The 26,703-nt window shown below is 63.9% G+C and carries 28 protein-coding genes; 12 read left to right on the forward strand and 16 right to left on the reverse strand.

Going from position 1 to position 26,703, the window contains the following annotated elements:
• Positions 1-34 precede the first annotated feature (34 nt).
• The 5 genes from HUK72_RS15200 to HUK72_RS15220 form a co-directional block, all read right to left on the reverse strand.
• On the reverse strand, positions 35-463 hold the full coding sequence (locus HUK72_RS15200) for a hypothetical protein (protein ID WP_176597470.1): 429 nt from the start codon (positions 461-463) through the stop codon (positions 35-37).
• The gene (locus tag HUK72_RS15205) at positions 450-1,211 is read right to left on the reverse strand and encodes a DNA/RNA non-specific endonuclease (protein WP_176597471.1); all 762 of its coding nucleotides are present in this window, start codon (positions 1,209-1,211) and stop codon (positions 450-452) included. The genes HUK72_RS15200 and HUK72_RS15205 overlap by 14 nt, the downstream gene beginning before the upstream one ends.
• Before the next feature lie 295 nt (positions 1,212-1,506).
• Positions 1,507-2,235 carry an IS21-like element helper ATPase IstB gene (istB, locus tag HUK72_RS15210; protein ID WP_176595381.1) on the reverse strand — a complete coding sequence of 243 codons (729 nt, stop codon included), beginning with the start codon at positions 2,233-2,235 and terminating at the stop codon, positions 1,507-1,509.
• Positions 2,222-3,736 (reverse strand): IS21 family transposase, encoded by a 1,515-nt coding sequence (gene istA / locus HUK72_RS15215; protein ID WP_176597709.1) that lies wholly within the window; start codon positions 3,734-3,736, stop codon positions 2,222-2,224. Before istA ends, istB begins: the two co-directional genes overlap by 14 nt.
• Positions 3,737-3,830: 94 nt before the next feature.
• Positions 3,831-4,055, reverse strand: a complete 225-nt coding sequence (locus HUK72_RS15220; RefSeq protein WP_255325740.1) for a hypothetical protein — start codon at positions 4,053-4,055, stop codon at positions 3,831-3,833.
• A 141-nt stretch (positions 4,056-4,196) separates the two neighbouring features.
• On the opposite strand from HUK72_RS15220, the gene HUK72_RS15225 reads away from it, so the two are divergent.
• The 6 genes from HUK72_RS15225 (at position 4,197) to HUK72_RS15250 (ending at position 7,194) form a co-directional block, all read left to right on the forward strand.
• Positions 4,197-4,742 carry a DUF3617 domain-containing protein gene (locus HUK72_RS15225; protein ID WP_176597472.1) on the forward strand — a complete coding sequence of 182 codons (546 nt, stop codon included), beginning with the start codon at positions 4,197-4,199 and terminating at the stop codon, positions 4,740-4,742.
• A gap of 11 nt (positions 4,743-4,753) precedes the next feature.
• Positions 4,754-5,029: an HNH endonuclease gene (locus tag HUK72_RS15230; RefSeq protein WP_176597473.1), complete on the forward strand. Its 276-nt coding sequence runs from the start codon at positions 4,754-4,756 to the stop codon at positions 5,027-5,029.
• A 73-nt stretch (positions 5,030-5,102) separates the two neighbouring features.
• A complete protein-coding gene (locus tag HUK72_RS15235) occupies positions 5,103-5,600 on the forward strand; it encodes a DUF3617 domain-containing protein (RefSeq protein WP_176597474.1) in 498 nt (165 codons plus the stop codon).
• Between the two features lie 115 nt (positions 5,601-5,715).
• Positions 5,716-6,189: a hypothetical protein gene (locus HUK72_RS15240; protein WP_176597475.1), complete on the forward strand. Its 474-nt coding sequence runs from the start codon at positions 5,716-5,718 to the stop codon at positions 6,187-6,189.
• A 269-nt stretch (positions 6,190-6,458) separates the two neighbouring features.
• Positions 6,459-6,755 carry an integration host factor subunit alpha gene (gene ihfA / locus HUK72_RS15245; protein WP_176597476.1) on the forward strand — a complete coding sequence of 99 codons (297 nt, stop codon included), beginning with the start codon at positions 6,459-6,461 and terminating at the stop codon, positions 6,753-6,755.
• A gap of 73 nt (positions 6,756-6,828) precedes the next feature.
• Positions 6,829-7,194, forward strand: a complete 366-nt coding sequence (locus HUK72_RS15250; protein WP_176597878.1) for a MerR family transcriptional regulator — start codon at positions 6,829-6,831, stop codon at positions 7,192-7,194.
• 215 nt (positions 7,195-7,409) lie between these two features.
• Here the strand turns inward: HUK72_RS15250 and HUK72_RS15255 are convergent, their stop codons facing one another.
• The 4 genes from HUK72_RS15255 to HUK72_RS15270 all read right to left on the reverse strand — a co-directional run bounded on the left by HUK72_RS15255 (position 7,410) and on the right by HUK72_RS15270 (position 11,719).
• On the reverse strand, positions 7,410-7,931 hold the full coding sequence (locus HUK72_RS15255; RefSeq protein ID WP_176597477.1) for a GNAT family N-acetyltransferase: 522 nt from the start codon (positions 7,929-7,931) through the stop codon (positions 7,410-7,412).
• An 8-nt stretch (positions 7,932-7,939) separates the two neighbouring features.
• Positions 7,940-8,482 (reverse strand): histidine phosphatase family protein, encoded by a 543-nt coding sequence (locus HUK72_RS15260; protein WP_176597478.1) that lies wholly within the window; start codon positions 8,480-8,482, stop codon positions 7,940-7,942.
• 92 nt (positions 8,483-8,574) lie between these two features.
• Entirely contained in the window at positions 8,575-11,310 is a 2,736-nt protein-coding gene (locus HUK72_RS15265) for an ATP-dependent DNA helicase (RefSeq protein ID WP_176597479.1), read from the reverse strand.
• A gap of 52 nt (positions 11,311-11,362) precedes the next feature.
• Positions 11,363-11,719: a PilZ domain-containing protein gene (locus HUK72_RS15270; protein ID WP_176597480.1), complete on the reverse strand. Its 357-nt coding sequence runs from the start codon at positions 11,717-11,719 to the stop codon at positions 11,363-11,365.
• A gap of 241 nt (positions 11,720-11,960) precedes the next feature.
• Between HUK72_RS15270 and HUK72_RS15275 the strand changes: the two genes are divergently transcribed.
• Complete coding sequence (locus HUK72_RS15275; protein WP_176597481.1) at positions 11,961-13,541, forward strand: lysine--tRNA ligase; 1,581 nt, start codon at positions 11,961-11,963, stop codon at positions 13,539-13,541.
• Positions 13,542-13,749: 208 nt separating this feature from the next.
• Here the strand turns inward: HUK72_RS15275 and HUK72_RS15280 are convergent, their stop codons facing one another.
• From HUK72_RS15280 to HUK72_RS15290, 3 genes are all read right to left on the reverse strand, one after another.
• Positions 13,750-14,220, reverse strand: coding sequence for an RcnB family protein (locus HUK72_RS15280; RefSeq protein WP_176597482.1), 471 nt, complete (start codon positions 14,218-14,220; stop codon positions 13,750-13,752).
• A gap of 175 nt (positions 14,221-14,395) precedes the next feature.
• Complete coding sequence (locus HUK72_RS15285) at positions 14,396-15,073, reverse strand: 2OG-Fe(II) oxygenase (protein WP_176597483.1); 678 nt, start codon at positions 15,071-15,073, stop codon at positions 14,396-14,398.
• Between the two features lie 114 nt (positions 15,074-15,187).
• Entirely contained in the window at positions 15,188-16,108 is a 921-nt protein-coding gene (locus tag HUK72_RS15290; RefSeq protein WP_255325741.1) for an RcnB family protein, read from the reverse strand.
• Positions 16,109-16,311: 203 nt separating this feature from the next.
• Between HUK72_RS15290 and HUK72_RS15295 the strand changes: the two genes are divergently transcribed.
• From HUK72_RS15295 to HUK72_RS15305, 3 genes are all read left to right on the forward strand, one after another.
• Positions 16,312-16,851 carry a biliverdin-producing heme oxygenase gene (locus HUK72_RS15295; protein WP_336950889.1) on the forward strand — a complete coding sequence of 180 codons (540 nt, stop codon included), beginning with the start codon at positions 16,312-16,314 and terminating at the stop codon, positions 16,849-16,851.
• Positions 16,844-19,402 (forward strand): HWE histidine kinase domain-containing protein, encoded by a 2,559-nt coding sequence (locus HUK72_RS15300; protein WP_176597484.1) that lies wholly within the window; start codon positions 16,844-16,846, stop codon positions 19,400-19,402. Before HUK72_RS15295 ends, HUK72_RS15300 begins: the two co-directional genes overlap by 8 nt.
• Positions 19,403-19,686: 284 nt before the next feature.
• Positions 19,687-20,496, forward strand: a complete 810-nt coding sequence (locus tag HUK72_RS15305) for a class III extradiol ring-cleavage dioxygenase (RefSeq protein WP_176597485.1) — start codon at positions 19,687-19,689, stop codon at positions 20,494-20,496.
• 143 nt (positions 20,497-20,639) lie between these two features.
• Here HUK72_RS15305 and HUK72_RS15310 read toward each other — a convergent pair whose 3' ends face one another.
• From HUK72_RS15310 to HUK72_RS15320, 3 genes are all read right to left on the reverse strand, one after another.
• Positions 20,640-21,176: a (2Fe-2S)-binding protein gene (locus HUK72_RS15310; protein WP_176597486.1), complete on the reverse strand. Its 537-nt coding sequence runs from the start codon at positions 21,174-21,176 to the stop codon at positions 20,640-20,642.
• Complete coding sequence (locus HUK72_RS15315; protein ID WP_176597487.1) at positions 21,173-21,649, reverse strand: DUF2721 domain-containing protein; 477 nt, start codon at positions 21,647-21,649, stop codon at positions 21,173-21,175. The genes HUK72_RS15310 and HUK72_RS15315 overlap by 4 nt, the downstream gene beginning before the upstream one ends.
• Before the next feature lie 207 nt (positions 21,650-21,856).
• Positions 21,857-23,065: an LL-diaminopimelate aminotransferase gene (locus tag HUK72_RS15320; protein ID WP_176597488.1), complete on the reverse strand. Its 1,209-nt coding sequence runs from the start codon at positions 23,063-23,065 to the stop codon at positions 21,857-21,859.
• 142 nt (positions 23,066-23,207) lie between these two features.
• Between HUK72_RS15320 and HUK72_RS15325 the strand changes: the two genes are divergently transcribed.
• Together HUK72_RS15325 and HUK72_RS15330 are read left to right on the forward strand one after the other, a co-directional pair.
• Complete coding sequence (locus HUK72_RS15325; RefSeq protein WP_176597881.1) at positions 23,208-24,947, forward strand: alpha/beta hydrolase; 1,740 nt, start codon at positions 23,208-23,210, stop codon at positions 24,945-24,947.
• A 143-nt stretch (positions 24,948-25,090) separates the two neighbouring features.
• Positions 25,091-25,990, forward strand: a complete 900-nt coding sequence (locus HUK72_RS15330; protein ID WP_176597489.1) for a phasin family protein — start codon at positions 25,091-25,093, stop codon at positions 25,988-25,990.
• A 289-nt stretch (positions 25,991-26,279) separates the two neighbouring features.
• Here HUK72_RS15330 and rplL read toward each other — a convergent pair whose 3' ends face one another.
• On the reverse strand, positions 26,280-26,657 hold the full coding sequence (gene rplL, locus HUK72_RS15335; RefSeq protein ID WP_176591836.1) for a 50S ribosomal protein L7/L12: 378 nt from the start codon (positions 26,655-26,657) through the stop codon (positions 26,280-26,282).
• Between the last annotated feature and the right edge of the window lie 46 nt (positions 26,658-26,703).

Here is a 26,703-nt window from a genome sequence, read left to right on the forward strand (position 1 = left end):
GCCGATAAGCGGAAAGCCGTGCCTCTTGGTCCTTTCAGGGCTTCAGTTCAAACGCCCCTTTGGGTGGGGGTGGATAGACCACCGGCTTGTCACCATAGCGAGCGCGAAGGGCTGCCTCACGCCGCGCACCATCGACGATCTCGACATTCACCTCCTCCGGATATTTGAAACTGACGCTGAATTTACCATCCTTCACATCATATTCCATCACCGACCAGCGCATGGAGCCTTCTCGAGTCTCCGTATGCCATGCCTCAAAAAGAAGATCCGGTAGATCACTGTCTTGAGGGCTATAATAGCGAACAACATCTCCCTCGTTCCTGAAAATGCTTGGGCGAACCCAGCCCTCGCCAATTTCCGTGTACAAGAAAACGCCCTCTGGATCGCCGCCGACAATATTTGCCAGTTCCTGGCCAATTTCGTTTAACAGTGGACCCAGAACGTCAAATTTATCTTTTTCCACTGGCTCTACCTTTTGCTTCGTTCGGGAAAAATTGAAAGTTGTGTTTACCATCGATTTCCCAAGTGACGGTAATGCTATTGGGTCGTCTCGACGTTCCGATATATTTTGGAATAATCTCGACAATGACTTTTTTCCCAGCCCGTAGCTCCTTCGCCCAGCTATCCTCCATGGCACGATAGGCGCCCCGGTTGAAATTGGCATCTTGCGCAAAATGATTGAAGCTGTCGCTTGGCCCGTTGAAGCGAGAAGCGATAAAATGCCCGCCATCATCACTGGGACGACGATCTGGCCTACCAGCCTGAAGCTGATTGCGGCGTGATCGCGCTCCGGTCGGACCGAGAGAAAGTCTGCCGCCAGCTTTCCGAAGTCGAGCAAGAATGTCGATGTGGAAATCATAGCCATTCTTGCTCTGCCTCGTCCAATTGGAATCAAGAATTTGGCTTTCCAGCGAAGGCGGTTTCGCCGGGTTGGGTGGTAACTTCCCGCCATGCGTGTCCATATAATAGGCAAGGGCAAGGAACTTGTTCTTAGCCTCGCGTCCCGCATCCAAAGACTGCTGATGGGGCAGCTTGATCCGTTGCCCGATCCTCAGCGGCTGATCGAGCGGCATCCGGTTCAGCCAAGCGAGGTCGCTGGCCCTCAGTCCTTTCCGCAACGCGGCTATGCGCGAGAGAGAATCGCCCAATTGAACGGTATATAAGGAATAATTACTCGGATGGTCGGGACGGAGATGGCTGCGATCCGGCACCCCATCGTCATCTGTTGGATTACCCGTGTGGTTTGATTCTGCGGTTTGGCCTCTTCCGCCATTTCCCCTTGATTCAGGCTGTCAACCGGCGCGCAAAGTTGACCCCCTATCGGCGCCCAACATTGACCCCCTTTTTGTGAGTGCCGGCGGTTATCCCGGTAGTCCATAGGAGGGACCCGCGGACGCCGCCGCGCGCCGTCAGGAGCGCTGGCGGCGGCGTCCGCGGGAGGTGCCTGTGGACCCACCGGGGTAACCGCCGGGGATGGGGGTCCGGGGGAAGGGGTTTTTCCTCGTCTCAGCTTCGGTTTTTGAACCGCCAGCTATCGTTGCCGGTCTCGATAATGTCGCAGTGGTGGGTGACGCGGTCCAGCAGCGCCGTTGTCATTTTGGCATCCTGGAAGACGCTCGGCCATTCGCCGAAGGCGAGATTGGTGGTGATGATCACCGAGGTCTTTTCATAGAGTTTGCTGATCAGATGGAACAGCATCTGCCCTCCTGAACGGGCGAACGGCAGATACCCGAGTTCGTCCAGCACCACGACGTCCAGGCGGGCCATCTGGGCGGCCAGGTTGCCAGCCTTGGCCTGCCGGGTTTCCTCCTCCAGACGATTGACCAGGTCGACAGTATTGAAGAACCGTCCTCTCGACCCGGCACGAACCACGGCAGCGGCGATGGCAAGCGCGAGATGTGTCTTGCCGGTGCCGGTGCCACCAACCAGTACGATATTGCGCCTTTCCGGCAGGAATGAACCGGCATGGAGTGAACGCACCAGGCTTTCGTTGATCGGTGTATCGGCGAACACAAAGCCGTCGAGATCCTTGATGGCCGGCAGCCTGGCCGCAGTCATGCGGTATCGGATCGAAGCGGCTTCTCGATGCGCGCCTTCAGCGCGGAGCAGGTCGCCGAGCATCTCCATGGCGGTCCGGTCACGACGGACGCCGTTGGTAACGGCATCGTCGAACGCGGCGATCATGCCCTTTAGGCCCAGCCCCTTCAGGGCTGCCAACATCTCATGCCGCTGCATCGAGGCCTCGCACCATGTCATAACGCGCGCAGTCGGCGATGGGCGGATGCTTGAGCTTCAGATCGACCAGGACGCTGATGGCCTGGGTGGGCTGGGGTTCGCGTCGGCGCGACAGGATGTTGAGGATCACTTCGTCATTGGCCGTACCCGCCATCATAGCTTCGCGGACGGCAGCTTCGACCGCCTCCAGCCCATCTTCGGGCACTGCTGCCAGCACCCGGACGAAGCGCCGATCTGCGTCATCGCTTTTGCCCAGCTTGCGGCGCAGTTGGGCCAGGGCCGGCGGAAGATCCCAGTCCTGGAAGGGAGCGCCGTTGCGCAATGCTCCCGGCTTGCGGATCAGGACCGGCAGATAATGCCAAGGGTTGAACGCCGTCTGGTTGCGGCCGAACACGCGAGCATGCTCGGCAACCGCTTGGCCTGCACAACGGATGACGATCCTGTCGGCATAGGCGCGCAGTTGCACCGCCTCCCGGGCCGCACTCGCCATGACCGAGTATCGGTTGCGATCGAAGCTCACCAGGCAGGTTGCGCTCGCCACATGTTCGCTCTCGAAGAAGCCGTCAAAGGGCGTGGCCAATGACTGCAGCGAGGATCGTTCCATCTCCAGCGCCTGCGCAATGGTCATGTCTTCCAGATCTGGATGGGCATAACGCTCGGCCCACCGTCGGCACTCGGCCTCCAGCCAGGCGTTCAGCTCTTCGAGGCTGGCAAAGCGCAACCGGGGCTTGAACAGCCGCTCCCGGCTGGTCTGGACCTGGTTCTCGACCTGTCCCTTCTCCCAGCCTGCCGCCGGGCTGCAAGCCACAGGCTCGACGCCATAATGATCCGTCATGATCAGGAAGCGCCGGTTGAACACCCGCTCCTTGCCGGTGAACACGCTCGTCACCGCGGTCTTCATGTTGTCGTAAATGCCGCGCGTCGGCACCCCGCCAAAAAAGGCAAAGCCCCGGGCATGCGCGTCAAAGAGCATCTCCTGGGTCTCGCGCGGATAGGCCCGCACATACGGCGCCCGCGACCAGCACAACCGCATATGAGCTACCTTCACCCGCATCGGCTTGCCGGCGATCTCCACGTCCTCGTGGCTCCAGTCGAACTGATAGGCCTCACCCGGCCGGAACATGAGCGGGATGAACACCTTGCTCATATCGCCGCCGTCGGTCCGGCGTTCGCGCTTCCAGCGTGCCGCATAGCGCCGAACCGCATCGTAGGAGCCGGTGAAACCCTCACGCTCCAGAAGATCGTGTATCCGTGTCAGCCGTAGCCGATCACGCCGGGGCCGTTCCTCGTTCTGCACCAACAACTCGTCCAGCCGTTCGCGAAATGGCCCGGTCTGCGGTCGAGGCTGCTCCTTGCGTTCGTAGCTGAAATCCGCCTCCGGCGCACGGATCGCCTTGCGCACCGTGTTGCGCGACAACCGTAAATCACGCGCGATCTCTTTGATCGGCTTACCTTCCCTGTGCTCCCTGCGAATCTTGGCAATAGTCTCCACAATCAACATCCCCATCCTCGCCGCCTGGAAGTCCAAGCCGCGACGCCTCACACTCTGGAATGATGGGGGTCAATTTTAGACGCCGATCACCCCGCTAAGGGGGTCAATTTTGCACGCCGCTCCACAATTCAGGCGGACGACCATCATTTGCGCTGCCTTCTCCGCCAAAATAGCGCCCTTGCCCGACAAATGTGAACCGCCCATTCTTTTCATCATGCCAAGGATTGAATTTCACTTCCAACCGATCAGGGCTGATCCTCTGTCCTGTCCGAAGATAATGGCCGAAGGCCCTTAAAGCATGCGTATCACCTGCTTCTTCCCGCTCCATAAATGCTCCCCCGTTTGCCGAAGGCGCGTATCATAACAATGAGAACAAATCAAGAACAAATGGTTTTCCATTCCGCATTGCATCCTCTCTCTTCCTTGATATGGTCGCGCCACAAAGGCGTGGAAACAGGGAGAAAAGCCTATGCGTCCGACACTTCCCATCCTGATCGGCCTGATGGGGGCGACGGCCCTGCTGGCGGCCTGCGGCGAAAAACCGTCCGGCCAGCCCCAGACCAAGGAAGAGGTCAAACAGGAGGTCCAGAAGGTCCAGCTCAAGCCCGGCCAGTGGGAGGGCACTTATGAGCTGGAAGATATCGACATGCCGAACATGCCGGGCGGCGGCGCCCAGATGAAAGAGCAGATGAAGAAGATGATGAGCCGCACCTCGATCAAATATTGCGTCTCGCCCGAAGAAGCGGCCAACCCCAGCGGCAAGATGTTCTCCGGCCAGGAGAATAAGGACTGCACCTATAAGGGCTTCGACGCCAGCGGCGGATCGGTGAAGGGCGAGATAAGCTGCAAGTCGCAGGGCGGCACGATGAACGCCGTCATGTCGGGCGACTATGCGCCCGAAAGCTATGAGATGCGCATGGACATGAAGATGACCGGCGCGCCCAACGGCATGAACATGAGCATGAAGGCCAAGACGTCCGGCAAGTGGATCGGCGCGACCTGCGCAGCCAAGTAAGAGCGGGGGAAATGACCGAAAGCCCGGCGTGCTGGCTCTGCGAGCGGCCGCTGGGCAAACGCGTCGAATGGCATCATCCGGTGCCCAAAAGCAAAGGCGGGCGGGACATGGTGCCCGTCCACCCGATCTGCCACCGCGCCATCCACGCTCATCTGAGCAATGCCGACCTTGCCCGCGCTTATGGCGATGCCGACGCCTTGCGCGCCCATCCCGATCTGGCCCGCTTCCTTGCCTGGGTCGCCGCCAAGCCGCCTGACTTCCACGCCCCCACCTACAGGAAGCGCTGAGAAATTCTTCTTGCGCTTTGCATGACTTGGCGCGAGCTTCTGCCCGTTCCGATTAGAGAACAGGGGAGAGGATATGCAGAAAGTTGCGCTGGCGGCGTTGCCGCTCGCTCTCGGTTTGGCTGCGTGTGGCAGCAAGCCGGAACCCGCACCCGAAACCGCCGAAGCGCCGATCGTCATGCAGGCCGGCGAATGGACGCTGACCCGCAAGACCACCGGCTACAACACCCCCACCGTCACTCCGGCCGAATATCAGGCCGCACTGAAACAAGTCAGCGAGGACAAGGCCTGCATCGCCATCGACGCGGCGGGCGTGCCCGACGCGAACGCGCTCGCCGGCGCGGAAGGCAAGGACTGCACCTATAAGGACAAGCTGATCCGCAAGGGCCGGTTGATCGCGACGCTGAGCTGCACGTCCGGCAAGGGTACATCCGAAATCGTGCTGGAGGGCAATTTTACCGCCGACACGCTGACCTTGGGCAGCACCATGACCAAGACGGAGGGCGGCAGCCCCGTCCTGCGCACCACCCATGACGTCACCGGCAAGCGCGCCGGGGAATGCACCAAGGCGTGACCGTTCCGGTCGGGCCCGTCCTTGCGGTGGGTCCGGTCCGAAATCTCCAATCCGGCGCGGCGTCTTTATGGCATGGTTCGCGCCTTATCCATCCCAAGCGTCGGGGAGTCGCCGCATGCTGTTCCATCTGTCGATCGCCGCCCGCGATCCGCGCCATGTGGCCCAGGTGATCGCTGAATTCTGGCGTGGAGATGCCTTTCCCTTTCCGCCGGTCGCGGTGGGAAGCTGGATCGCGGTGGCCGGGGACGATCGCGGCACGGCGATGGAAGTCTATCCGCTGGGCATTGTGCTGCGCGAGGCGGAAGGCGACGCCGACAGCTTTGGCGAACAGACGGAGCAGACCGGCTACACCGCCACCCATGCCGCCCTCGCCACGCCGCTCAGCCAGGCGGAAGTGATGGCGATCGCCTCCCGCGAAGGCTGGCCCGCCAAATATCGCAAGCGGGGCGGGGCCTTTGGCGTCATCGAATTGTGGATAGAGGGCCGCCAGATGGTCGAACTGCTGACGCAGGAGATGCAGGCCGAATATCTCGCCGCCACGACAATGGACAATTTCCGCGCCATGATGAAGGCGATGGGGCCAGCCTGAGCGCTGCCGGGAATCCGCCCATCCCTGCTCCCGCTGGACCAAGCCAAGCCTCCAGCTATTGCCTCTCGTCAACGTCATCCCACCCAAAAGGGATCGCCCCTCGCTCCAGAATGCCCCAAGTCCCATTCCGGGACCGCTATATCGCCTATTTTTCACGGTTTTTTAAGGATTAGAGCCATCGGTCATCTTGCCGAATCATGCAGAATCGCGCACATTATCAAATGATCACCCGCATTTAGGCTCGACGGGTGTCAAGGTGGGGAAGTGCGATGAGCGGTACAGGGACTCTAACGCGCGCGGATCTTGCGGAGAGCGTGAACCGTCATATTGGCCTTTCACGGGCGGAAGCGGCAACTTTAATCGAATCCATATTGGAGCATATGTCCTCCGCGCTCGAACGCGGGGAAAATGTGAAGATCTCCAGCTTCGGCACCTTCGTGCTGCGCGACAAGACGCAGCGCATGGGCCGCAACCCCAAGACGGGCGTCGAAGTGCCGATCGAACCGCGCCGGGTGCTGACCTTCCGCGCCAGCCAGACGATGCGGGACCGCGTCGCCTCGGCCTGAGGCGGGCGATCCCCAGAATAGCCATTTTCCCGAAGGTTGACCTTGGCGCCGCTAAGGGTGCAACATCATGACCATGGAAAAGGCAGAGGGCGCATTTCTGACGATCAGTGAGCTGGCGAGCGAACTCGACCTGCCGCAGCACATCCTGCGCTATTGGGAAACGCGCTTCACCCAGCTCCGGCCGCTTCAGCGCTCGGGCAACCGCCGCTATTATCGCCCCGCCGACGTGGCGCTGGTGCGGCGCATCAACCATCTGCTGAATGTCGAGGGCTTCACCGTGCGCGGCGCGCAAAAGGCGCTTGCTGATGGCGGCGGCGATCCGTTGCCAGCTGTGCCTGAGCCCACACCGGCCAGGAATGGCGAAGTGGCTCCCAGCGCCGATTTGCTGCCCCGCCTGGAAGCCATTCGCGCCGCGCTTGCCAAGGCGATCGGGGAATAGAGCGACGATCTGTTTGGATAAAAGGTGCTCCTGCGCAGGCAGGAGCCCCGCCCCGCCCCCAGTGGATCATCGCACCGTTTGAACTGGGCTCTCACGAGCCAGGCGTCCCGTTCGAGTGCCTGCGCAGGAGCACGTTTCGCTTCAGTCAGGTCAAACAGTTCATGCCCGCCATGTGCGTTCATTTCGAGCGCAGTCGATAAGTGGATGCATCCCAATCACTCAAGCGGAGCTGCGTAGATCAGATCCCGAAACGGCGCGTCGCCCACCATGAAGACCGTTTCGCCCACTTCGACGAAGCCGTGCCGCGCATAGAAACGCTGCGCGCCCTGATTGGCCTCATGGACCGCGAGCAACAGGCGTTTCGCCCCGCGTCGCCGCGCTTCCTCCATCACCAGCGCCAGCAAGGCCGCGCCATTGCCGCCGCCCTGCCAACCGGAGAGCAGATAGATGCGCTTGAGCTCAAGATCGCCATCCCGCCTCTCCACCGGCAAGGCGGGCGGCATCAGCAGCGCATAGCCGACCGGGGCGCCCAGCGGCGTTTCCCCGATCAGCACGGTCTGGCCGGGATCGGCCAGCGCCGCCGCATAATAGGCTTCCCCATGCGCGTCGCGGACATGGGCGATCAGCGCGTCGCCGGGATGATCATGGGCAAAGCTGGCAAGAAAGGTCGCGCCGCCCAGCAGCGAAAGCGCTGCAGCATCCCGCGCCTCCGCCCGCCGCCAGAGGATGGGCGTCACAGCCCGGCTCAGCGCGAACCCGGCCCCAGCGCCGGGTCCAGGTCGCGCGGGCGCGTGAAGCTGGCGAGGGTCGCGATATTGGGCTTCACCTCGCTCCAATGATCGATCGGCAGGTCCATGACCGCGATCGAGGCGGTCGGGAACTTCACCTCCACATCCTCGCGCAGCGGGCTTGCGCCATCGTCGGGGACAAGGTCGAGGATCAGTTCCTCCAGCCCCGGATTATGCCCGGACATCAGCACGCTGTCGGCGCTGTCGGGCAGGTCGCGGATCACGTCGAACAGGGTCGGCGTGGAGGCGAGATAGATGCGCCGGTCCCAATGCGGATCGACCGCGTCGCCATAGCTGGTGAAGAAGCTGTTCAGCGTCTCCACCACGCGCACCGCGGGGGAAGCGATGACCATGTCGAAGCCGATGTCCCGCGCCTTGGCGAACTCGCCCATCACCAGCGCCGCCTTTTCGCCGCGACGATTCAGCGGCCGGTCGAAGTCCCGCGCAACCGGATCGTCCCAATCGGACTTGGCGTGACGGAACAGGATCAACCGCTTCATTTTTGCTCCAGGCCCCAGAGCGTTTTCGAAGCAGGTGGGATCAACTGCTGACTCGGAAAACGCGGAAAATAATGCCTCTGTGATCCTATGGGTCACAGAATGCCGGATTCGAATCCCTGATGCCCTAGCGCCATGCTCTCGCCAAGGCCAGCGCGGGAATGGCCGCTGACCGATATGATGGCCTCGTCCAGCGTCAGGCGGCGGATCGGTGTGCCGGGCGGGAAGGCGCTGAGCAGCCGGCTGGGCATGGCGGCGGAGAGGATGACGAAGCTGCCCCGGTCCTCCGCCCGCCGGATCAGCCGCCCGAACGCTTGCGCCATGCGCGCCCGGATCAGCCGGTCGTCATAGGCGCTGCCGCCGCCTGCCAGCTTGCGCGCAGCGTGCAGCACGGTCGGCTTGGACCAGGGCACGCCCTCCATCACCACCAGCCGCAGCGAATGGCCCGGCACGTCCACCCCGTCGCGCAAGGCATCGGTGCCCAGCAGCGAGGCGCGGGGATCGTCGCGGAAAATGTCGATCAGCGTGCCCGTGTCCATCGGGTCGACATGCTGCGCGTAAAGCGGCAGCCCCGCCCGGGCCAGCCGGTCGGCAATGCGCGCATGCACCGCCCGCAGCCGCCGGATCGCGGTAAAAAGCCCCAAAGTCCCGCCGCCTGCCGCCTCGATCAGCCGGGCATAGGCGCCCGACAGCGCCGCAATGTCGCCGCGCTTGATGTCGGTGACGATCAGCACTTCCGACCGCTCCGGATAGTCGAAGGGGCTGCTTGCCTCGAACTGCTCCGCGCCACGCGGCAGATGGGTGGCGCCGCTCCGGCTCGCCGCATTGTCCCAATCGCCGCCGCCTTTCAGCGTGGCGGAGGTGATCAGCACGCCTTGCGCCGGTTTCAGCACCGCCTGCGCCAGCGGCCGCGTTGGGTCCAGCCAGTGGCGGTGGATGCCGATGTCGAACTCCCGCCCCTCGATCCGCTCGACCGCCAGCCAGTCCACGAAATCCGCGTCGGCGGGTCCGCCGATCCGCGCCAGCAGCGCCAGCCAGGCCGTCACCAGATCGCGCCGCCAGCCGAGCGAAGCGATCGCCCCCTCGACCCGCGCCCGCGCCGCGCCGTCCAGCCAGTCGGGCGCTTCCTCGATCACCGCCTCCATCCGCTTGCCAAGATGGGTGAGAGGGCGCAGCAGATTGTCCAAAGCCCGCGCCGCCTCCTGCGCGGCCTCGACCAGCGCGCCATCCGGCTCGGCCAATTCGGTCTCCAGACCATAGCCCGCATCGGCCTCACCCGTATCGGCGGCCCGCGCATAGACCGTCCCGCGCACGGCGGCCAACAGCTCCTCGACCGGCCCGAACGGCTCGCCCGCGACGATCCGCTTCAGCCATTCGTCGGCGGGCAACGCCCGCGCCGCCTCCGCCGCCGCCCGGATCGCCTCGCCGCCCTGCTCGTCATAATTGGCAAGGTCCGACAGCCGCGCCGCCAGCCCGCGCCTTCGTCCTCTGGAGTTGCCCTCCGGCCCCATCACCCAGCGGCGCAGTTCGATCGCCTCCTGCCCCGATAGGGCCACGGAAAAGGTCGAATCCGCCGCGTCGAACAGATGATGGCCCTCGTCGAACACGATGCGCTGCGGCGCCTGCCCCGTCTCGCGCCCCCGCGCCGCGTTGATCATCACCAGCGCGTGATTGGCGATCACGATGTCCGCATCCGCCGAAGCCCGCGCCGACCGCTCGACGAAACATTTCCGATAGTGCGGACAGCCCGCATAGATGCACTCGCCGCGCCGGTCGGTCAGCGCCGTCGACCCGTTGCGCCGGAACAAGGTCGGCAGCCAGCCCGGCAGGTCGCCGCCGATCATGTCGCCATCCTTGGTGAAGGCTGCCCAGCGCGCCACCAGTTGCGCCAATATCGCCGCGCGCCCCGCAAAGCCGCCTTGCAGCGCATCCTCCAGGTTCAGCAGGCAGAGATAATTTTCCCGCCCCTTGCGCACCACCACCCGCTTTGCCGCCACGGCGGGATCGGGGAACAGGCGCAAACTCTCCCGGTCCAACTGCCGCTGCAACGCCTTGGTAAAGGTGGAAATCCACACCGTCCCCTGCGCCTCCCCGGCCCAGAGCGAGGCGGGGGCGAGATAGCCCAAAGTCTTGCCGATCCCGGTCCCGGCCTCCGCCAGCAGCATATTGGGCTGGTCGCGATGCGCCTTGGGCCGGAACACCTCCGCCGCCGCCGCCGCATAGGCGCGCTGTCCCGGTCGCGCTTCGGCTCCCGCGCCGGTCAACTGCTCCAGCCGCGCCACCACCGCGTCGGGTTGCAGCGATACCGAGCGGGGGGCAGGGCGGGGTGGGCTCTCCTCCCATTCCGGCAATTTGGAGAAGAGCCAACGCTCCGCTTCCTTCGGCTGGGCGATGCGCCCGGCCACCAGCGGCGCCCAGGGCCAGCGCAACCGATGCAGCGACTGCGCCGCCGTCCAGCCGCCCTCGCGCTCGGTCCATGACGGGGATTCCAGCGTCGCCAGCAAAGCGCCGGTCGCCGTCTGCAGCAATTCGGGAATATCCGCTTCGCTTGCCGGACGCGGCAGGTTCAGCGCCTCGGCCAACCCCTTGGGCGTCGGCACCAGAAAGCGTGCCGGATGGATGAAGGCCCACAATTCCAGCAGATCAAGGCCATTGAGATCGGGATAGCCCAGCCGCTGCCCGGTCAACGGCGCGTTCAGCAGCAGCGTCGGCGTCTCCGCCGTCCGCGCAATGGCGGTGCCCTTGGCGACGGCCGAGGTCCGATCCCCTTCCCTGAGCCAGATGCCGCCATGGCTGGCGTGAAGGGCGGGCAGGGCGGTGGGATCGATCACCCGTCCGGCTTAGGCGAACGGGAACAAAAGGGAAACCCGAAATGCGCTCGATTCAGCCGAACCGGCGTCCAAATCCACCCCCGGGCCGCGCACCCAAAGTCCGGGGCTGGAACGCCGTGGGCGTCAAACGCGCCGCCCGCGCAATCTCCAGCCGGTCGAACAAAGGCCCGTCGGTCAGCTCATAGGGGAAACGAAGGCCCATCCGGTCTTTCTCCGACCATTGCACGATGGCGAAGACGACATGGCCCTCATAATCGATCTGGCACTGGCTGCGCGCCGGCAGGCCGCAGCCCGCAATCTGGGCGCCGCCTTCGCTCAAATCGATGATCATTCCTTCCAGACTGTCGAGCACTGTCGTCACGACGACGGGTATATCGACGGTTATTCTATGACGGCTGCGCGGCTGCATAGTCCCTCCTGAGCCCCCTAAGCTCCCGATAAATATGCATCATCAGGGTTAATCAAAGTTAAAGACGGCGTTCCAAAACCCGCCATTCGTCTCCATTTTGACACTTGAAACCGTCCTCATCGCTCCGGATCGGAGGTTGATCGACGTTAATGATTGTTTTGCCTTTCCGCCCGCCGCCAAGAAGTTTTCCGAGTCGTCAGATGTTTCCAACGGCCGTGAAAATGCTTAGGGGGAGCGCATCATGACCGTGTCCGAACTCATCCGCACCGCCGCGCAGGCGTCCAAGGCCTGGCCCTATGAGGAAGCCCGCAAGCTCCTGAAGCGCTATCAGAGTGCCGCGCCCGAAAAGGGCTATGTGCTGTTCGAGACGGGCTATGGCCCCTCCGGCCTGCCGCATATCGGCACGTTCAACGAAGTGCTGCGCACCACCATGGTCCGCAACGCCTATCACGCGCTGTCGGACATTCCGACCCGCCTGATTGCGTTCAGCGATGACATGGACGGCCTGCGCAAGGTGCCGGACAATGTGCCCAACCAGGCGATGCTGGCGCAGCATCTGGGCAAGCCGCTGACGGAGGTGCCCGATCCGTTCGGGAAGTTCGAAAGCTTCGCCCATCACAACAACGCCATGCTGCGGGAGTTTCTCGACCGCTTCGGCTTCGATTACGAGTTCGTCTCGGCCACCGACCGCTACAGGTCGGGCGCCTTCGATGATGCGTTGAAAAATGTCCTGCGCCACTATCAGGCCATCATGGACATCATGCTGCCGACGCTGCGCAAGGAACGGCAGGCGACCTATTCCCCGGTGCTGCCGATCAGCGCGAAGAGCGGCATCGTGCTCCAGGTGCCGGTCGAGGTGATCGACGCCGATGCCGGCCTCGTCCGTTTCGAGGATGAGGGCGAAGTGATCGAACAGTCGATCCTGTCGGGCGGCGCCAAGCTGCAATGGAAGGTCGACTGGGCGATGCGCTGGGTCGCGCTGGGCGTCGATTATGAGATGGCGGGCAAGGATCTGATCGATTCGGTCACCCAGTCGTCGAAAATCTGCCGCGCCCTGGGCGCCCGCCCACCCGAGGGCTTCAATTACGAGATGTTCCTCGACGAAAAGGGCGAGAAAATCTCCAAGTCCAAGGGCAATGGCCTCAGCCTGGAGCAATGGCTGACCTACGGCCCGCAGGAAAGCCTGGCCTTCTACGCCTATCGCGAGCCGAAAAAGGCGAAGCAGCTCCATATGGGCGTCATCCCCCGCGCCGTGGACGAATATTGGCAGTTCCGCGGCAATTACTCCAAGCAGGCGGTCGAGCAGCAGCTCGGCAACCCGGTCCACCATATCCATGACGGCCAACTGCCGCAGGGCGAGCTGCCGGTGACTTTCGGCCTGCTGCTCAATCTCGTGGGCGTGATGGGCGACGCCAGCCGCGAACAGGTCTGGGGCTATCTCCAAAATTATGTCGCGGACGCCAACGCGCAGACCTATCCGGAACTGGATGCGCTGATCGGCCATGCGCTGGCCTATCACCGCGATTTCGTCGCTCCGACGCTCAAGCGCCGCGCACCCACGCAAAGCGAAGCCGCCGCTCTGCGCAAGCTGGATGAGGAACTCGCGGCGCTGCCCGAAGGCGCGACGGCGGAGGATATTCAGAACATCGTCTACGCCATCGGCAAGGACGAAGCCTATGGCTTTGCCGAGCTGCGCGACTGGTTCAAGGCGCTCTACCAGACTCTGCTGGGCGCCGATCAGGGGCCGCGCATGGGCAGCTTCATCGCGCTCTACGGCATCGCCAACAGTCGCCGCCTGATCGCGGAGGCGCTAGCCGCCTGACGGGGAACCTTTCGCCGGGATGAACGTTTCGGCTAGTGGTCCACCCCCTTTCGGACTGATGGTGCGGTTTCCGCGCCATCGGCCGCGCCTGCCCGGGAACGAGCGGCGCGGCCAAGGGGTCTTCCATGTGGACCGCCTGCGCCATAGCGCAAAAAGAAACGGCCCCTCGAGCTTCCCAGGGGCCGTTTCGTTATTCAAGCCGCGCTGCTTACCAGAAGAAGCCGCGATGCACTTCCACCACCCGGCCGGTCCGCACATTGACCAGCAGCACGTCGTTATAATGCCTCACCCATTGCAGGTTCGCGCCGGTACGGGGCAGGCGATAGCGATAAGGGTCGGAGACATAATAGCGCGAGCTGTAATAGTTCGGGCGCAGGCGCGATCCGACTTCCCAGCGATTATAGCGGAAGGGCGCCCGCCAGTTGCCGCCGCGATAGACGTCGCGGTGCGACCTGCGGTAATCGCGCCAATCCTCGCGCAGTTCCTGCCGGGCATCCCGTACGTCCCGGCGTTCCTCGCGGACGTCGTGGCGGCTGCCGTAACGCTGGGCGTCGCGCAGCTCGCGCTGTTCCTGCCGCAGATCGCGGGCGCTGTCGCGCACCTCGCCGCGGGACTGGGCCATGGCGGCGCCCGGCATGACGGTGGCGGCCATCAGGCCCAAAATGATCAACTTACGCATAAGTCTTCTCCCAATGCTTGGTGGCTGAAAGCCGGTGGGGAGGAGAAAGCTTTTCCCGTCCCGCCGGTTCCGCCGACCACGAAGACGTTATGCCCTTCGCCGGCTGAACGGGTTGGGAATGGAATGGTCAGGAATCAGTCATTTATGTCGCAATTTGTATCAGCGCCGGCTGGACTCAGGGCTTCCAGGGCCGTTCGCGGAACCATTTGGTGACGACATATTTGCTGCCCTTCTCCACTGGGCGGGCGGCGTGCAGGCTGAAATTGTTGGGCGAACCGTCCCGGTCCATATTGTTCCACATCAGCAGCATGCCCTCGACCGGCGGCACCATGAATTCGCAAAGGGGAAAATGCGTCTCCCCGCCCGCCTCGACCGGCGAGAGATAGATCATCGCCGTCCAGCTCCGCTGCCCTCCGGTCTTCAGCATCGCCGGCCAGTAGTTGGCGGTCACCGGGAAATAATCCCAATGCGGTTTATATTCCTGCCCCGGCTGGTAGCGCTGGCCCTGCAACGTCTCGCCATGCGCGCTCTCCAGCCCCATCAGCGCGCAGATCCGGTCGCTGACGGTGCCCACCAGCGGCTCCCAGGGGCTGAGATTGCAGCTCGCGCTGGTGCGATAATCGGCGTTGGCGCTCCCGGAAAACAGGGTCGAGGGCTGCGCGCCCGCATCGATCAGTTTCCGTAGCCCGGCACATTCCTGCGGACTGAGAAATTCCTGGCGGCCATAGATTTCGAGCTGCGGCGCATCGATCCGGCTGACCATCGGATTGCGGTCCAGCCGCGCCCGCACCGCCTCACCGATTTGCGCCCGGGCAACCGAGGCGATCCCGCCATCGTCAACAATCTCGCTCATGTCCGTCCCAATGCCATCGCACGGGCTTTTGACGCAAATGAAAAGGGCCCGGAGCGATTAGCCCCGAGCCCAGTGGTTCCTGAAGGCCAGTTCAGGAGCGCATGTCCTCCGGCATCACCAGAAGAAATCGTAGATCACGTCGACCACATAGCCGTCGCGGATGTCGACCAGCAGCGCATCGTCATAATAGCGGACCCAGCGTAGCGTGCCGTAAGCGGGCGGCAAGCGGTAGGAATAGGGATCGTCGATCCAGTAGCTGTTCGAATAGAGCAGGCTGTTCAGGAAGATCCCGATCGAATAGCGGGAATATCCATAGCTCCATCCGCGCGGCGCATAATAGCGCCCCATCCGGTAGCGATCGCCATAGCGCGAGCGATAGCTTGACCAGTCATAGCGCCGGTCGTTGCGCCAGCCGCTGTCCCAGCGCCGCTGTCCTTCCCAGCGGGTGCGGTCGTCGAAGCGCCGTCCGCCGTTCCAGTTGTTGCCGCTCCAGCCGCCGCGCCGGTTGTCATTGTCCCAGCGCCGGTCGTCCCGATCGTTGCGCCGATCCCAATCGCGCCGGTCGCCATCCCGCCGGTCATTGCCGCGCCAGCGATCATTGTCGCGGCGGTCGTCGCCACGCCGGTCGCCCTGCCAGACCGGGCGATTATCGTCCCGCCGGTCGTTCCAGTTCCGGTCGTTCCGGCCGTTCCGGTCATCCCCGCGCGGGGTGGTTTCGAAACGCTGCTCGCCGCGGTTCCAGCGGGTCACCGTCGCCGGCCCGCGCTGATCCGGGCGTGCATCATTGCCGCGCCACTGGGGTTGGGGTTGCGCCTGCGGCTGGGCCACCTGCGCCGGCCGTTCCGCCTGCCGCTGTTCCCAGCGCTGCTGCTGGCCATTGCCCTGGCCGCCGCGCCCGCCGTCGGGCCGTCCCGACCGTTCGCCGCCACGGCCTCGCCAGCCGCCATTGTCATCGCCCCGCTGGGCATAGGCCGGGGCGATCCCGCCCAGAACCGTCGCGGTCATCAACCCCGCCAGCATCATTTTCCTCAACATGCCATTCGCCTCATTTCACGGGGCCAGTCGCCCCTCATATGCCGTTTTTAAGACTCGGGCGATGTCGAGATGCTGAACTTGTTGGTCAGCGATTTGAAAGAATCGAGACCGTATGACCAATGTACGCGGCCTAAATGGTTGTGAAACGGAAAAAGCTGATCCAGATCAGAGCATGGCTATGCCATACGTTATACGGAGAATGCGTGAAGAAAACGCCCCACGCCGGCCGCGCCCGACAGGCGCTGCGCCAAGCGACGATGGACAGCCATCGGCAGGTCGATGATCTGTTCTCCCGTTTTTCGCTCGACGATCGCGATGACTATGCCGCTTTTCTGAAGGCGCATGCCCGCGCGCTCGCCCCGTTGGAGGCGCTGGCGCAACCGCAGGCGCCGCGCCTGCCGATGCTGGCGCGGGACCTGGCGGCCATGGGCGAATCCCTGCCCGCGCCGCTGGAGAGCCCGGCGTCCGATGGCGAGGCCTATCGCTGGGGCGCGCGCTATACGCTGGAAGGATCGCGTCTGGGCGGCGCGATGCTGGCGCGCCGGGTGGCGGCAGGCCTGCCCCGCGCCTATCTGTCGGCGGCGCATGAAAAGGGCGGTTGGGCCGCCTTTCAACTGGCCCTGGACGATGCCGCCGACCGGGGCGGCGCGCAATGGATCGACGGGGCGATTCGCGGCGCCCATGCCGCCTTCGACCTGTTCGCCCGCGCCGTCCGCGCCGAAGCGGAGACGGCCCATGGCTGACGAAAATGGGGATTTCGCCGTCGATCTCAGCAATTGCGACCGGGAACCGATCCATGTGCTGGGCACCGTCCAGCCCTTCGGCTTCCTGATTGCGCTGACCGCCGATTGGCTGGTGTCGCGGGTTTCGGCCAACAGCGCCGACTTTATCGGCCTTCCGCCCGAACGGCTGCTGGGCCAGCCGATCGGCGGGATATTCCATGCGGAGGCGGTCCATAGCCTGCGCAATCGCATCACCCTGCTGCGCGGCCCCGACGCGGTGGAGCGCATCTTCTCGCTCACCCTGGTCGATGGGATCGCGCCGTTCGACGTCGCGGTGCATTTCTCCGGATCGCTCGTCGTGATCGAGGCCGAGCCGGCCTCCCATGACGAGATGGAGGCGAGCAGCATGGTCCGCTCCATGGTGGCGCGGCTGGGACAGACGGAGGGCATGGCCGCCTTCCTGCGGGACGGCGCGCGGCAGGTGCGGGCGCTGACCGGCTTCGACCGGGTGATGGTCTATCGCTTTGCGGACGGCGGCGACGGCGAAGTCGTGGCCGAAGCGCTCCGCCCCGGCATCGACAGCTTTTTCGGCCTGCATTATCCCGCCTCCGACATTCCGGCCCAGGCGCGCGCGCTCTATCTGCGCAACATCTTCCGCGTGATCGCGGATGTGGGGGCGAAGCCGGTGCCGGTGGTGCCGCAGCTCGACCCCTCGGGCGCGGCGCTGGACATGTCGCTCTGCCTGACGCGGGCCGTGTCGCCTATTCATATCGAATATCTCGGCAATATGGGGGTGGGGGCCTCGCTCTCCATCTCGATCATCGTCGAGGGGCGGCTTTGGGGCCTGTTCGCCTGCCATCATTATGCGCCGCGCCTGCCTAGCTTCGCGCAACGCAGCGCCGCCGAACTGTTCGGCCAGATCTTCTCCATGATGCTCGAAAATCGCGAGCGCAGCGAAACCGCCGCCTATGAGGGCAAGGCGCGGCAGGTGGCCGACCGGCTGATGTCGGCGGTGGCGCAGGATCATGACCTGCTGTCCAACGCCCGTTGGCTGGGGGATGTGATCTTCGACACCATCCCGGCCGATGGCGTCGGCGTCTATATCGACGGCCAGATGACCTTTTCCGGACTGGCGCCGGACAAGCCGAGCTTCGCCGCGATCGTCGCCATGCTCAACCGCGCCGCGGCCAGCCAGGTGTTCACGACGGACAATCTGTCGGCCCTGATGCCGGAGGCGGCGGCCTATGCCGATCGCGCGGCGGGCCTGCTCGCCATCCCGCTTTCGCGCCGCCCCCGCGACTATGTGGTGCTGTTCCGGGCCGAGCAGCTCCGCTCGGTGCGCTGGGCGGGAAGCCCGGAAAAACATGTGGAATATGGCCCCAACGGCCCGCGCCTGACCCCGCGCAAGAGCTTCGAGGAGTGGTCGGAACTGGTGCGCGGCACCGCCTTGCCCTTCGCCGCCGCCGAACTGCGCGTGGCCGAAGCGTTGCGGACGGCCTTGCTGGAAGTCGTGCTGCGCCTGTCCGATTCCGCGCATGAGGAACGGCAGAAGGCGCATGAGAAGCAGGAATTGCTGATCGCGGAACTCAACCATCGCGTCCGCAACATCCTGTCGCTGATCCGGGGCCTGCTCTCCCAGACCCGCGACAGCGCCCAATCGGTCGACCAGTTCATCGACACGCTGGAAAGCCGCGTCCACGCCCTGGCCCGCGCCCATGACCAGATCACCGCGGACCGCTGGGCGCCCGCGCGCCTCTACGATCTGATAGAGGTCGAATCGGCCGCCTATCTGGGGGAGCGGCGCGACCGGGTGGCGCTGACTGGCCCCAATGTGCTGCTCACTCCGTCCGCCTTCACGGTGCTGGCGCTGGTGATCCATGAATTGCTGACCAACGCGGCCAAATATGGCGCGCTTTCGGACAATGGCAGCGTGACGATCGACTGGGAGGTCGACGGCGACGGCAGCCTGCTGCTGCATTGGCGCGAAAGCGGCGGTCCGGCGGTGGTCGCGCCGACCCGCCGGGGTTTCGGTTCGACGGTGATAGAGCGTTCCATCCCCTATGATCTGGGCGGCCGGGCGGAGGTCAATTACCGCCTCTCCGGGCTGGAGGCGCATTTCTGCATTCCCTCCGCCCATGTCGCCTCCGTCCTGCCGGACGTGATGGGGACGGAGCGGGCCAAGCCCGCCGCGCCGCCGACCCCGACATTGCTCAAAGGCCGCAATGTCCTGCTGGTCGAGGATAATATGATTATCGCCATGGATGGCGAGGACGCGCTGCGCGATCTGGGCGCGCAGGTGATCACGGCCGCCAGCGTTGGCCGCGCGCGGGAAGCGCTTGCCCTTCATGACGTCGACCTGGCCGTGCTGGACTTCAATCTGGGCAATGAGACCAGCCTGCCGGTGGCGGACCTGCTGGCGGAAAAGGGCGTCAGCTTCCTCTTCGCCACGGGCTATGGCGACGGGCTGGACTTGCCGGAGCGCTTCGGTGAGGTGACCTTGCTGAAAAAGCCTTATTCCGGCGCCACTCTCGCCCAGGCGATCCTCCCCGTCCTGGAAGAATCGGAACTTTAATCCATGGCTGAAAATGGCCACTTCCGCCATTAGCTTTCCGTCACCCCGGACTTGATCCGGGGTCCCGCTACCTTAGGATAGACGCCGGTTTACAAGAAAAGCGGGACCCCGGGTCAAGCCCGGGGTGACGAAATGGGAAATGACGGCAATCCACCCAATCCATTCACCTTGGGCAAGTCCTGAGCATCGTCGAAGGGCCAGGAGCCTGGGCCTCACCTCACCCGAAACAGACTGTTTCCACCCGTCCGCTTGCGCCGCGCCCGCATGCTTCCGATCTATCCGGCATGAGACAACCGACCCTCTTCATCCCCCATGGCGGCGGCCCATGCTTCTTCATGGACCCCAGCGATCCGGACCGTCCGCATAGCGACCCGATGTGGCAGCCGATGCAGGACTATCTGGCCAATCTCATCGCGACGCTGCCCGAACGCCCCAGCGCGATCCTGTTGGTTTCCGGCCATTGGGAGGAAAGCCGCTTCACGGTCCACAGCGGCGAAAAGCCGGGCCTGCTGTTCGACTATTACGGCTTCCCGCCGCACACGTACATGCTGCGCTGGGACGCGCCCGGCGCCCCCGGCATCGCGCGCCGCGTGGCCGGCCTGCTGGAACGGGCCGGCTTCCCTACCGGCATGGAGGAGGAGCGCGGCTGGGACCATGGCGTCTTCATCCCGATGAAGGTCGCCTTGCCCGATGCCGACATTCCGCTCGTCCAGCTCTCGCTTCGCCACGACCTCGATCCGCAGGCGCATATCGACGCCGGCCGGGCGCTCGCGCCGCTGCGCGACGAGGGCGTCCTCATCATCGGTTCGGGCATGAGCTTCCACAATCTTCGGGTTCGCGGCGCGCAGGCGACCGAGCCCTCAAAGCTTTGGGACGATGCATTGACCGCCGCAGTGACCGATGCCGACCCGGACAGCCGTGCCCGGCGCATCGCCGCCTGGGCCGATCTGCCCCACGCCCATTTCGCCCATCCTCGCGAGGAGCATCTCCTGCCGCTGATGGTCGCCCTGGGCGCGGGCGGGGAGGATGCGGCGGTGCGCGATCATGCCAGCACCGTGTTGGGATGGGCCGTTTCGGGCTATCGCTTCGGTTAAGGCTGCCTCATGGGAGGTCGTCCCCCCGTCTAATCCGTCATGCTGAACTTGTTTCAGCATCCATCGCGCCTTTGCAGACGGCTTCTTGTGGGGAGAAATGGATGCTGAAACAAGTTCAGCATGACGCTGAAAATGCGATGAGCTTACGGCCGCCGCAGTGCCGGAACCGCCTTCGCCGCCTCGTCCGGGGTGATCCCCGAGGGCGGCACGGCGTCCACCACTTCCTCGCCCCGCATCACCCGCCCCGCGCGCTGGATCGCGCCCCGCAACCGGGGATAGATGCCGCAACGGCAGAGATTGGTGAGCGCGGCGTCGATCTCCTCATCGCTCGGATCGCTGGTCCGCCGCAGCAGCGCCGATGCGGTCATGATGACGCCGGGGATGCAATAACCGCATTGCGACACATTGTCCGCCGCGAACACCTGTTGCAGCGGATGGCCGCGATCGGGCGACAATCCCTCTATGGTGGTGACGAACTTCCCCTCGGTGGCGGCGATCGTCACCTGGCAGGAGCGGACGGCTTCCCCGTCTATGTCGACGGTGCAGGCGCCGCAATCCCCGGTGCCGCAGCCATATTTGGTCCCGGTCAGGTTGGACGCGTCCCGCAAGGCCCAGAGCAGCGGCGTCGCCGGGTCCATCCGGTACTGGACCGGATAATCATTGACCGTGAACTTCGTCATGCCGCGCCCTCTTCCTCCACCTGATGGTAAAGCACTTCGTTGCGGATGTGGATGGTCCGCGAGGCGAGCCGGATTTCCTGGATGAAGGTGCCGAACGCCGCCGCCTGCAACACCATGGCCAGGCTGAACAGGATCGCGATCGGGGTGCCCAGATGCGACCCCAGCAGGTTCGCCGCGAACAGCAGGATGACGACCAGACAGATCGCGCAGGCCGACGCCACCGTCAGGAAGATCGCGCCGTTGACGACGCTCATCCGCCGGTCGAGCACGCGGATCTCGCTCACCATCCGGTCATGCTCCTTGCCGCGGGAAGCTAGGATCTTCTCCTCCACCTTCCGCGCCCGGTCGATGATGCGCGCCAGCCGCCCGACGCAGACGTTCAGGAACGCGCCGATGCCCGCGAGCAGGAAGACGGGGGCCAGGGCGAGCTGGATGGTCTGCGCGACCTGGGAAACCTGGGGAAGTGCGATCATGGTGTCAAAGCAGCGCAGAGCGAAGGAAATGGCAAGGGTTGAAATGATGGCATGGGACTCACGCCATCATGACTTGGAGGAACCGTGCTCCTGCGCAGGCAGGAGCCCAGTCTCGCCATCCGGGCATCACTCAACCCCCTGAACTGGGCTGAATGCGAGCCGCTTGTCTCGCTTCAGTGCCTTCGCAGGAGCACAATCCTATATTCCTCAGGCAGCGCCTTTGGCGGGCGTATTGACGCCCATGGACTTGAGATATTGCTTGACGTTGCGGGCGGCCTGGCGGAGCCGCTGCTCATTCTCCACCATGGCGATGCGGACATAGCCCTCGCCATCCTCGCCATAGCCGACGCCCGGCGCGACCGCGACCTTGGCATGGGTCAGGAGCTGCTTGGAAAATTCCAGGCTCCCCATCTCCTTGAGCGCAGGCGGCAGCGGCGCCCAGGCGAACATCGACGCCTTGGGCGCGGGAATGTCCCACCCGGCGCGGCCAAAGGCCTCCACCATCACGTCGCGGCGCTTGTGGTAAAGCTCGCGGTTCTTCTGCACGATGTCCTGCGGGCCGTTGAGCGCCGCGCAGGCCGCCGCCTGGATCGGCGTGAACGCGCCATAATCGAGATAGGACTTCACCCGCTTCAGGGCCGCGATCAGCTTCTTGTTGCCGACCGCAAAGCCGATGCGCCAGCCCGCCATCGAATAGGTCTTGCTGAGCGAGGTGAATTCCACCGCCACATCCTTGGCGCCGGGCACCTGGAGGATGGAGGGCGTCGGATTGCCGTCATAATAAAGCTCGGAATAGGCAAGGTCGGACAGCACCCACACCTGGTTCTCCTTCGCCCAGGCGACCAGCCGCTCATAGAAAGCGAGGTCCACCGTCTCGGCGGTCGGGTTGCTGGGATAGCCCACGACGAGGATCGAGGGGCGCGGCACGGTGAAGGCCATCGCCCGCTCCAGCGATTGCCAATAATGTTCGTCCGGCGTGGTCGGCACGGAGCGGATGGTCGCCCCCGCGATGATGAAGCCGAACATGTGGATCGGATAGCTGGGATTGGGCGCCAGCACGACGTCGCCCGGCGCGGTGATCGCGGTGGCGAGGCTGGCGAGACCCTCCTTCGACCCCATGGTCACGACCACTTCTGTCTCCGGGTCCAGATCGACGCCGAAGCGGCGGCCATAATAATTGGCCTGCGCCTTGCGCAGTCCGGGAATGCCCATCGACTGGGAATAGCCGTGCGCGCTTGGCTTTTGCGCGACTTCGCACAGCTTGGCGATGACATGGTCGGGCGGCGGCAGGTCGGGATTGCCCATGCCGAGGTCAATAATGTCCTCTCCCGCGGCGCGCGCGGCGGCCCGCATCGCGTTCACTTCAGCGATGACATAGGGCGGCAGACGCTTCATGCGGTAGAATTCTTCGGACATTTTTGGGGCTTTCCTGAAAGCTCGCGGTAAGGAATAGTGCGCAACACGCATTCAGCTTGTCACATCCAGGCTATAACCCGCCCAATTGCGACACGCCAGTGAAAGCCGCGAAACCGACCATGCCAGGAGAAGGAAGGTGGCCATGAAAGCACAGGACGTCATGGAAGCCCATCTCCCCACGCTGGAGGAAATGCAGCAATGGACGCAGGTGCTGGGCCGCGCGCAGCAATTGCTGCTGGAACAGGCGGCGGGCGCGACCGGGCGCACCCTGCCGTTCGATCCCGCAGCGGTGTCCCGCATCCAGACCAGCTTTGCCGATGAAGGGCTGGCGCTGTGGCAACGTTTCCTCGATTCAGGCGGTCTGCTGCGCGACCAGCCCGAACCGCCGCCGCCCGGCAGCCCCGCCGCCGCCAGGGACCGGCGCTTTGCCGACCCGGCCTGGACGGAGCATCCCTTTTACGATCTGATCCGGCAGAGCTATCTGCTGCTTTCCGATTATCTGATGCGTATGGCCGACGCGGTGGACGGCGTCGATCCCAAGCAGAAGGCCAAGCTGCGCTTCGCCACCAGCGGACTGCTCGACGCGATCGCGCCTAGCAATTTCCCGCTGACCAACCCCATGGTCGTGCAGAAGACGATCCAGAGCGGCGGGGAAAATCTGGTGAAGGGCCTTCAGCATATGCTGGCCGATCTGGAAAAGGGCCAGCTCACCCATACGGACGGCATGGCGTTCGAAGTGGGGCGCAACATCGCCTCAACCCCCGGCAAGGTCATCAAGGAAACGCCGCTCTACCAGCTCATCCATTATGCGCCGACGACGGAGGCGGTGATGGAAACGCCGCTGATCATTTTCCCGCCCTGGATCAATCGCTTCTACATTCTCGACCTGTCGCCGGAAAAGAGCTTCGTCAAATGGGCGGTGGATCAGGGGCTCAGCGTCTTTCTGGTGTCCTGGAAGTCGGCCGACGCCTCCATGAAGGATCTGATCTGGGACGATTATATACTGGACGGCCAGATCGATGCGATCGACACGGTGCGCGATCTGCTGGGCGTGCCCAGCGTCCACGCCATCGGCTATTGCGTCGCGGGCACCACGCTGGCCGCCACGCTGGCGCTGCTGGCGGCGCGGGGGGAGGCGGACAAGGTCGCCTCCGCCACCTTCTTCACCGCGCAGGTGGATTTCAGCGCGGCGGGCGACCTGACCCTTTTTGTCGACGATGAGCAGATGAAGATGGTGGAGCAGCTCTCCTCCGGCGGCTTCCTCGATGGGCGCTATATGGCTGCGACCTTCAACCTGCTGCGGGGGCGCGACCTCATCTGGAACTATGTGGTCAACAATTACCTGCTGGGGCAGGATTATCCGCCTTTCGACCTGCTGTACTGGAACGGCGACACGACCAATTTGCCGGCGCGCTGGCACAAGGATTATCTGACCCAGCTCTATCGCGACAATCTGCTGGTGCAGCCGGGCGCGATCAGCGTCGCGGGCACGCCCATCGACCTGCGCCGGATAGAGACCCCCGCTTATGTGCAGGCGGGGCGGGAGGACCATATCGCCCCGCTGGAAAGCGTGTGGAAGCTGACCGAGCATTTATCGGGGCCGATTCGCTTCCTGCTTGCGGGATCGGGCCATATTGCGGGCGTGGTCAATCCGCCCGCCGCCGGCAAATATCAATATTGGGCCTGCGACGAATCGCAGCCCACTCTGGCCGCCTTTCTGGACAAGGCGAAGGAGACGAAGGGAAGCTGGTGGCCCGACTGGATCGACTGGATTCGCCTGCAAAATCCGGTGACCGTGCCGGTGAAAGGCGCGCGCCAGCCCGGCAAGGGGCGACTCAAGACGATTGAGGATGCCCCTGGCCGGTACGTGAAAACGCGCTGAATCATCGGCTTGCGGGGAATTTGCGGTAGTCCGCCTTTCCCTTACGGCAAGCTGTATATGGCAATTTTGTTGCAGTGCACAAAAGCGCTTGCAACATGTCTGGAAAACAACTATTGTGCACTGCAACAAATGGAGGATGGGCCATGGCCGTTACCCCAAAGCCAGTGCGTAAGAAGCCGGTCGCGAAGAAGGTCTCTTCGACCTTGTCCGCCAGTGAGGCGCTGAAGGCCGCCGAGGCTGCGATAACACCGGCGAAACCGGCCGTGAAAAAGCCCGCCCCGGCAAAGCCGGTCACGCCTCCTGCCAAGGCGGCGCCTGTGGCCAAGGCCGATCCGGTCGCCGTGATCGCGGCGACCACGGCGGTCGATGCGGCGCCCGAACCGGAATTGGTCAAGCCCGAGCCGGTCAAGGTCACGGTGGCCGAACCGGCCCCGGTCGCTGCACCGCCGAAGGTGGAAGTGCCCGAGATTGCGCCTGCGGTCAAGGTGACGCCGCCGGAACCGAAAGAATCGAAGAGCCTGTCGTCCAAGGCCGGGCCGCTAGAGCCCACATTGCTGCCCGCCACAGAAGGAACGAAGATGATGAACGACGTGATCGAAACCGGAAAGAAATTCGCTGAAGAGACCAAGGCCAAGCTCGAAACGGTCTATGCCGACCTGAACGAGAAGGCGAAGGTGAGCGTCGAGAAGTCGACCAAGGCGATCGAAGAGTTCAGCGACATCGCCAAGGGCAATGTCGAAGCGCTGGTCGAGTCCGGCAAGATCGCGGCCAAGGGCTTCGAAACCCTGGGCCAGGAAGCCGTGGATTACAGCAAGAAGAGCTTCGAAAAGGCGACCGCCTCTTTCAAGAGCTTCTCGACCGTGAAGACCCCGACCGAATTCTTCCAGCTCCAGAGCCAGCTCTTCTCGAGCAGCTTCGACGAATTCACCAAGGAAGCGGCCAAGAGCAGCGAAGCACTGATCAAGCTGGCCGGCGACGTGGCCTCGCCGCTGACCGCCCGCGTGACCGTGGTGACGGACAAGGTGAAGGCGCTCGCCGCCTGATCCAGCCTTCGGGCTTTTGAGAAAAAGGGAACGGCCTCCGTCATCGGGGGCCGTTTTCTTTTTCTGGAGGGTGGCAAATGGCCAGTTGCGGTCATTCTCAGCCGTTAAGCGCATCGTGCTCCTACCTGCGCAGGAGCACGGTGTACTTCAAGGAAGGCGAACCGTCCGCCCTCCACCCCAAGCAACCGCCCAAAGAAAAGGGGCGGCGCCCGAAGGCCCCGCCCCAATTTCTTCCAGCTTGAAGCCGGATAGCCGAGCCCTGCTTGCGCAGGGCCCAAGCAACGCGAACTTACTTGAGTTCGACGGTCGCGCCGGCTTCTTCAAGCTGCTTCTTGATCTTTTCGGCTTCGTCCTTGCTGGCGCCTTCCTTGACGGCCTTCGGCGCGCCTTCGACGAGCGCCTTGGCTTCGGTCAGGCCCAGGCCGGTGATGGCGCGGACTTCCTTGATGACGTTGATCTTCTTGCCACCGTCGCCGGTCAGGATCACGTCGAATTCGGTCTGCTCTTCAGCAGCGGCGGCAGCCGGGGCGCCAGCGGCGGGGCCAGCGACGGCGACGGCAGCGGCGGCCGAAACGCCCCACTTTTCTTCCAGGGCCTTCGACAGCTCAGCGGCTTCGAGGACGGTGAGGGCCGAGAGCTGATCGACCAGTGCGTTGATGTCTGCCATGTTAATTCATTCCCTTCTGGGCGGGGCATGTGCCCCTTAAATTGAG

This window comes from Sphingobium sp. 15-1 (assembly GCF_013375535.1).
GTDB classification, from domain to species: domain Bacteria; phylum Pseudomonadota; class Alphaproteobacteria; order Sphingomonadales; family Sphingomonadaceae; genus Sphingobium; species Sphingobium aromaticivastans.